Annotated in this window: 5 protein-coding genes; all 5 read left to right on the plus strand. The window is 43.5% G+C overall.

Annotated elements, in window-relative coordinates; genetic code table 11:
* The first annotated feature begins 11 nt into the window (after nucleotides 1-11).
* A complete protein-coding gene (locus AB5443_RS01790) occupies nucleotides 12-1,658 on the plus strand; it encodes an FAD-dependent oxidoreductase (protein ID WP_277130871.1) in 1,647 nt (548 codons plus the stop codon).
* Nucleotides 1,659-1,662: 4 nt separating this feature from the next.
* Nucleotides 1,663-3,018, plus strand: a complete 1,356-nt coding sequence (locus tag AB5443_RS01795; RefSeq protein ID WP_044655851.1) for a glycoside hydrolase family 2 TIM barrel-domain containing protein — start codon at nucleotides 1,663-1,665, stop codon at nucleotides 3,016-3,018.
* Nucleotides 3,019-3,031: 13 nt separating this feature from the next.
* Entirely contained in the window at nucleotides 3,032-4,246 is a 1,215-nt protein-coding gene (locus tag AB5443_RS01800; RefSeq protein ID WP_195664092.1) for a hypothetical protein, read from the plus strand.
* Between the two features lie 85 nt (nucleotides 4,247-4,331).
* The gene (locus tag AB5443_RS01805; RefSeq protein WP_277130874.1) at nucleotides 4,332-6,647 is read left to right on the plus strand and encodes a glycoside hydrolase family 3 N-terminal domain-containing protein; all 2,316 of its coding nucleotides are present in this window, start codon (nucleotides 4,332-4,334) and stop codon (nucleotides 6,645-6,647) included.
* Between the two features lie 8 nt (nucleotides 6,648-6,655).
* The coding region (locus tag AB5443_RS01810; protein WP_368119581.1) for an FAD-dependent oxidoreductase at nucleotides 6,656-7,824 on the plus strand (1,169 nt) is incomplete at its 3' end.

Here is a 7,824-nt window from a genome sequence, read left to right on the forward strand (position 1 = left end):
CATATAATAAGATGAGAAAAAAGATTACTATATTAATACTACTGCTCTGTTCTTTTGTTACAGGCTTGTTTGCCAATACTCCACAATATGACATTTGTATATATGGAGAGTCAGCTTCCGGAGTAATTGCAGCGATACAAGGCGCACGTATGGGTAAGAAAGTAGTGCTTATATCGAAGAACGACCATGTAGGCGGTCTTGTCACATCAGGGCTGACAGCTACCGACATGAACCGTAATGACCTGATAGGTGGTATAACAAAAGAATTCTACAACAAAATATACAATTACTACCTGCAACCCGAAGTATGGCGCAATCAAGACAGAGAATCATTCATGGTTTCGACATTAAAGCGCACATATAGAGGTAAAAATGATGAAAGGCGGATACAATGGGTTTATGAATCCTCAGTAGCCGAACGGATTATGCGGGATATGCTGAAAACGGCAGGAGTAGAAGTCCTTTTCAACCACCGGCTCGACCTGAATAAGAACGTCCGGAAAGAAGAGAATATAATCCGGAGCATCCAACTGGAGAATGGAAAGGTTATTGAAGCTAAAATGTTTATAGACGCTTCCTACGAAGGAGACCTTCTGGCACGTACAGGAATTTCCTACACAGTAGGGCGCGAATCAAACCTGCAATACGGAGAAACCTATAACGGTATCCGTATCAATTATGACCAAGGGAAAGACCTGACAAAGATAAGCCCTTACATCAAGGAAGGGAATGCAAAATCAGGCGCTCTGCCTTATGTGACAACCCAGGAATGGGGTAAACAAGGGGATGCGGACAAACGTGTACAAGCCTATTGCTACAGAATGACTCTGACAAACGACCCCGACAACCGTATATCCATTCAAAAGCCGAAGAACTATAATCCGTTATGGTATGAGATATATGTACGTATGCTGAAACTGGAACCGGAAACAAAACTCCAGCAAATTATAACATTGACTCCTATGCCTAACAAGAAAACGGATACCAACCATCTGGACTTCTTCGGTGCAAGCTACGACTATGCAGAAGCCGACTACAAAACCAGAAAGGAAATAGAGCAACTGCATAAAGATTACGCACTGGGCATGTTATGGTTTTTGGGTCATGACAAGCGTGTACCGGAACATATCCGCAAGGAGATGCTGGATTGGGGATTGCCTAAAGACGAATTCACCGACACCCGGAATTTCCCTTATCAAATATACGTGCGCGAAGCCCGCAGGATGATCGGTACATTTGTGATGACAGAAAAGAATGTACGCAAAACAGACCGTACACCCGCCGAACATTCGGTGGGACTGGGTTCTTATGCCCTTGACTGCCATTATGTATCCCGCGTCATCGACCAAGAAGGCAAGTTAAGAAACGAGGGCACCATATTTGCCCCTACCATTCCCTACCCTATCAGTTATTATTCACTGACTCCTAAGGAGGAAGAATGTGCCAACCTATTGGCAACCGTATGTTTGTCATCTTCTCATGTAGCTTACAGTACTATCAGAATGGAACCGGTATATATGATATTAGGACAATCGGCAGCCACTGCCGCCGCTTTGGCAATAGATTCCAATTTACCTGTCCAGAAACTATCTTATGATGTATTGAAGTATAAATTACTACAGGACGGACAATTATTATCAGTACCCACTAAAAAATAAAGTTATGAAACTAAAATACCTATTTACCTCATTCTTTATACTTGCCGCTGTCCTGAACGCTTCGTGTTCAGACAACGACAATTATACAATCCCCAAAGGTTCTTTTGAAGAAAAGCCAGTTGTTCCCCCCGCTAAAGTTGAGACATCAAAAGTCGACGGAAAATGGAAATTGCTTGTAAACGGACAAGAATTATATATCAAAGGAGCCGCATGCAACAACTTCTATGCTGAAGCCAAAGACTTCGGAGCCAATGTTATCAGAACATATGGGGTGTCTGACAAGAGCATGACTATTTTGAACAGCGCACAGGAAAAAGGACTTTATGTAAATTTCGGGCTCTATATCAGAAGAGAGACCGACGGCTTTGATTATAACAACAGTGCGGCGGTAAAAGCTCAGTTTGATGAAATAAAAGCAACAGTCGAACGCTTCAAAGACCATCCGGCGCTTTTGGTATGGTCGATAGGCAATGAAGCTGAAGCAAGTTATACCAATCTCAAACTCTGGGATGCAATCAATGATATAGCTAAGATGATTCACGAAACCGACCCAAATCATCCCACTACAACGACATTGGCATCCTCTAATGTAAACCATATAAAGAATATTATAGAAAAGGCCCCTCATATAGATATTCTATCGGTCAATACATATGCGCCTAACCTGCCGGGAGTATTGGGTAACCTTCAGTCCGCAGGCTGGACCAAACCATATATGATTACGGAGTTCGGACCTCGCGGTACGTGGCAAATGAATCCCGAACCCGAAAGAATATTGCCGTGGGGTGGCTTGGTAGAACAGACCAGTAGTGAAAAAGAAGCCGTCTACCTGAAAGCCTATCAGGAGAATATAGCCGCCAATAAGGACAACGGTTGTTTAGGTTCGTTCGTATTCTTATGGGGATACCAGACACACGGAGAAGTACTGACTTGGTACGGGCTGTTCGACAAGAAAGGATATACCTTCCCGGCAGTCGATGCCATGCAATATGCATGGACAGGGAGTTACCCGAAAAACCGTGCTCCGGTGATAGCAACCCGTAATGATATGCTGATGAATGGCAAAAAAGCGGAAGACGTTATTATTGTCAGCCCGAATTCATCCAACGAAGCAAAAGTTACAGCCACCGACCCGGATGGAGATGCACTGACCTACGACTGGATGATTATGAAAGAAAAGACAGCTTCTTCAGACGGCAGCCTGCCGGATGGTATCACCGGATTGATAGATGATAACACCCAAAAGGATATTACATTCAAAGCTCCTTCAACAGTTGGCAACTATCGTCTGATAGTCTTTGTGCGCGACGTGAAAAATAAGAAAGTAGCAAGTGCGGTTATTCCATTTTCTGTTCAATAAAAAAATATCGACCATGAAACTATTAAAATATAATTTAAGCATCTTGTTGTGTCTCACGGCTATCTTTTTCATAGCATGCGACAGTGATGACGAAACTATACAGCAAAACCCGAAACCGACTATTAAGTTCACGAAAGTCGGAGACGAACCTGTCATTGCTTACCCCGGAACAAAGCTCAGTTTCTCTGTAGAAATGACAGGCACAGCCGGTATCAAAAAAGTTGTTACCATGCTCAACTCGCAAGAAATCCCCGGAAGCGCCAAAGAATATCCGGAAAATACGGATAAAGGCTCATACAATGTAGCATATACCATAAAATCGGAAGAAGTAGGAAAAACACTGAACTTTGTAATACTGGCAATTGATAATGAAGAAAAGAAATCAACTGCCGAATATGCCGTTTACGTTCAGGCCGCCCAACCGGAAATCGAAATAAGGATTCCTGATACAGCACCGGAGACAGTCACTGCTGGAGAAATGGTCGCATTCGATATTGAGATTACTTCTTCAGCAACACTAAGAAGTATAAAAACATATCTGGCTGATTCCGAACTTACAGATTTGACCAAAGAGACATTCGAGAATCCGAACAGTGATACATATACGTTCTCATACACAACTACAGATTTGAATGCCGGACAAACCCTGTCATTCACTTTTGAGGTGATGGATGCTAACGGCGGTATCGTAAGAAGCGAATATAGCGTAGAAGTAACGAGAGCTGTAGAATTAGACATCAACGAATTCTACGGACTTAAAATCGGAGCACAAGCCAGTACGGATGCAGGTCCCTTCCTCAATACCACGAATGGAGAAATTTATGTACGAGACGGAGCGGCAGCCAAATCAGCTAATATTGACATTACTTTATTCTACAGCAACAATTCATATGGCTATTATTTCGTATCTCCGTCCGACGCAAGTATCACAGCTATTTTTAAAGCACCGGATGCAATAGCTACTTGGGAACATCGTAACAGTACGAAACTGAAAGTTATGCAAATAACACCGGATGAGTTCCTGGCAATCAATTCTGCTGAAATGATTCAGAATCTCTACACCAATTCATCCGAAGCAGAAGTAGAGAAACTGACAGAAAAACTGGGGGTAGGCTCTATCATCGGATTCAAAACTGTAGCCGACAAATATGGTATTATAATTGTCAGGTCATTTGCCAGCGGCAGTTCGAAAGGAAATGTCACCATCGACATGAAAGTGGAAAAATAATCCGGTTCTCAAAATAAATTAATTCTTAACCGCCCTTATTTATGACAAAAATAGGGGCGGATTAGAAATTATTATCTATAAAACAATGAAAATAAAATTATTATTTATCCTGTTTATTGCTTTTCAACCCTTAGTATCTGGGGCCAATGACGCACCCCAACAACCGATATACCTTGACCCTTCCCAGCCAGTCCGGACAAGAGTTGAAAACCTTATGTCCTTAATGACCTTGGAAGAAAAGATTGCCCAAATGTGCCAGTATGTCGGTCTGGAACATATGCGTGATGCGGAAAAGAATATTACGGAAGAAGAGCTGCTGAACGGTCATGCCAGAGGATTCTATAAAGGATTGCACTCCACAGGAGTAGAACGGATGGTCACACAGGGAAGAATCGGTTCATTTCTTCATGTCCTGACTCCGGAAGAAGCCAATCATTTGCAAAAGTTGGCGGAGAAAAGCCGTTTGAAGATCCCCTTACTGATAGGGATTGATGCCATACACGGAAACGGGCTTGTCAGTGGCTCTACCATTTACCCGTCTCCCATAGGAATGGCTTCCACATTTGCACCTGATTTAATAGAACAGGCAAACAGACAGACAGCTCTCGAAATGCGCGCAACAGGTTCTCATTGGGCTTTCACTCCCAACATAGAGATAGCTTGCGATGCCCGTTGGGGAAGAGTCGGAGAAACATTCGGGGAAGACCCATATCTGGTATCCCGCATGGGAGTAGCATCCATCAAAGGTCTGCAAACAGACAATCTTACAGGATTAAACACCGTATTGGCTTGTGCCAAGCATCTCGTTGCAGGGGGAATAGCCAATAACGGAACTAATGCCGGTCCGGTAGAATTGAGTGAAGGAAAACTGAGAAATATCTTTTTGCCACCATTCAAAGCAGCCGTACAAGAAGCCAAACCTTTCACCCTTATGCCGGCACACAATGAATTGAACGGAGTCCCGTGCCATGCAAACAAATGGTTGATGACTGACATCATACGCAATGAATACGGATTCGACGGATTCATTGTAAGCGACTGGATGGATATGGAAGCAATCAGCACACGCCACCGGATAGCCGAAAATACGACCGACGCATTCTTCTTGTCCGTAGATGGCGGAGTAGACATGCATATGCATGGTCCTGTTTTTTCCGATGCCATCCTAAGACTGATAAAAGAAGGAAAACTGACGGAAGAAAGAATTAATAAGGCATGCGCCAAGATACTGGAAGCCAAGTTCCGGCTAGGATTATTCGAAAACCGGTATGTCACGGAAGGCGGTATAAAAAAAACGGTATTCAGCAAAGAACATCAGCAGACGGCACTCGAAATCGCCCGACGCTCCATCGTCCTCTTGAAAAATGAAGCCCTGCTTCCCATCAACACCCGAAAGTTCAAAAAGATACTCGTGACAGGCCCTAACGCCAACAACCAGTCAATCATGGGCGACTGGGTATTTGAGCAACCGGAGAAGAATGTCTCAACCATACTGAAAGGCATAAAAGAAGAAGCATCCGGCGTACAGATAAATTATGTAGATGTCGGTTGGAATCTGAGAGCACTGGACAGCGCCAAAATAGAAGAAGCCGTACAAGCAGCAAAGTCTTCGGATTTGGCAATCGTCGTAGTCGGTGAAGACTCTTTCCGGCAACATTGGAAAGAGAAAACATGTGGAGAAAACAGGGATCGCATGGACATCACCCTTTGGGGTAAACAGGACTATCTTGTAGAATCTATTTACAAGACAGGAGTTCCTACTATTGTCATCCTGGTAAACGGACGCCCCCTTGCCACCGGATGGATTGCTGAAAATATCCCGGCTATTATTGAAGCTTGGGAGCCTGGTTCAATGGGTGGAAAAGCAATTGCAGAAATTCTCTTCGGCAAAGTAAATCCCAGCGGAAAGTTACCAATCACTATTCCACGGCACGTAGGCCAGATTTCAACGGTATATAATCACAAACCGTCCCAATTTCTCCATCCTTATATCGACGGGGATAAAACACCGCTTTATCCTTTCGGGTATGGTCTAAGTTATACTTCTTTCAAATACGACCAACTGAAAACAAACAAGACGGATTATAATGCCAACGAAGAAATAGAGGTTACAGTGAATGTCAGCAACACAGGAGAAAGGCAAGGGGAAGAAATCGTCCAGCTTTATATTCGGGATGATTACAGTAACACCACCCGACCGGTGAAAGAACTGAAACGTTTTCAACGTATTCTTCTGGAAAAGGGAGAAAGCAAAGTGGTATCATTCCGCTTGAACAGAGAAGACCTGTCCTACTATAACCATAAAGCCGAGTATGTGCTCGAACCGGGCACATTCACCGTCATGGTGGGTGGCAGTTCTTTGGACAAAGACCTACAAAAAATTAAGTTTAACGTAAAATGAAACCGAATATGAAGAAACTTATTCTATTATTGACCGTTCTTACTTTTCTGTACAGTTGTAAAAGCAACCCGGAAGAAAAGTACGATATATGTATCTATGGCGGTACTTCCGCCGGAGTCATAGCAGCATACTCTGCCAAGATGTTGGATAAGAAGGTGTTGCTTATCGAACCACAAAACCGTCTCGGCGGACTGACTTCCGGCGGGCTTGGTTTCACCGATATAGGAAACAAACAAGTAGTAACCGGATTATCAAAAGACTTTTACCGTCGTTTGGGTGCTCATTACGGCAAACTGGAACAATGGATATTCGAACCCAAAGTAGCGGACAGCATCTTTAATGACTACATTAATCGGGCAGATGTCGAGGTTTTATATAAATACAGAATCACAGATGCCCAACTTGCCAACGGATATATAAAAAATATCACGCTTGAAAGTTCCGACGGGACAAAACCCGGCAAATCCATAGCCGCCAAAGTATTCATCGACTGTACTTATGAGGGTGACCTGATGGCTAAAGCAGGAGTTTCATACACGATAGGACGGGAAGACAACAAACTGTATCATGAAACTTACAATGGCGTCCAACTGATGAAAGGACACCAGTTCCCGGATGGAGTAGACCCGTACAAGATAAAAGGTGATTCCACAAGCGGATTATTATGGGGAATCAGTCCTGCCGCACTCTCGCCGGACGGTACGGGCGACAAGTTAGTACAAGCCTATAATTACCGCATTTGCCTCACCGATAATCCTGCCAACAAAATAGAAATCACCCGGCCGGAAAATTATGACTCCACCAAATATGAGTTGCTGTTACGCCTGTTTGACGCCCAACCCGATAAAAGAAAACTAAACCATTATTTTATCTGGAGCCGGATGCCAAACAATAAGACGGATATAAATAACCGGGGAGGATTTTCGACTGATATGATCGGAATGAACCATAACTATCCGGAAGCATCTTATGAAGAAAGGGCGGAAATCATTCAAGCACATAAAGACTACACTCAGGGATTACTTTATTTCTACAAGACCGATCCCAGGGTTCCGCAAGAACTAAGAGATGAAATACAGGCATGGGGCTACCCCAAAGACGAATATACAGAGGACAACCATTGGTCGCCCCAACTATATATCAGAGAAAGCCGCAGAATGACAGGGGACTATGTAAT

Source organism: Bacteroides sp. RTP21281st1_H5_RTP21281_210402 (assembly GCF_040918965.1).
Taxonomy (GTDB): domain Bacteria; phylum Bacteroidota; class Bacteroidia; order Bacteroidales; family Bacteroidaceae; genus Bacteroides; species Bacteroides congonensis.

Coding starts and splice junctions, on each gene's coding strand:
- AB5443_RS01805 (WP_277130874.1), top strand. CDS start 4,332: ATGAAAATAAAATTATTATTTATCCTGTTTATTGCTTTTCAACCCTTA.
- AB5443_RS01790 (WP_277130871.1), top strand. CDS start 12: ATGAGAAAAAAGATTACTATATTAATACTACTGCTCTGTTCTTTTGTT.
- AB5443_RS01800 (WP_195664092.1), top strand. CDS start 3,032: ATGAAACTATTAAAATATAATTTAAGCATCTTGTTGTGTCTCACGGCT.
- AB5443_RS01795 (WP_044655851.1), top strand. CDS start 1,663: ATGAAACTAAAATACCTATTTACCTCATTCTTTATACTTGCCGCTGTC.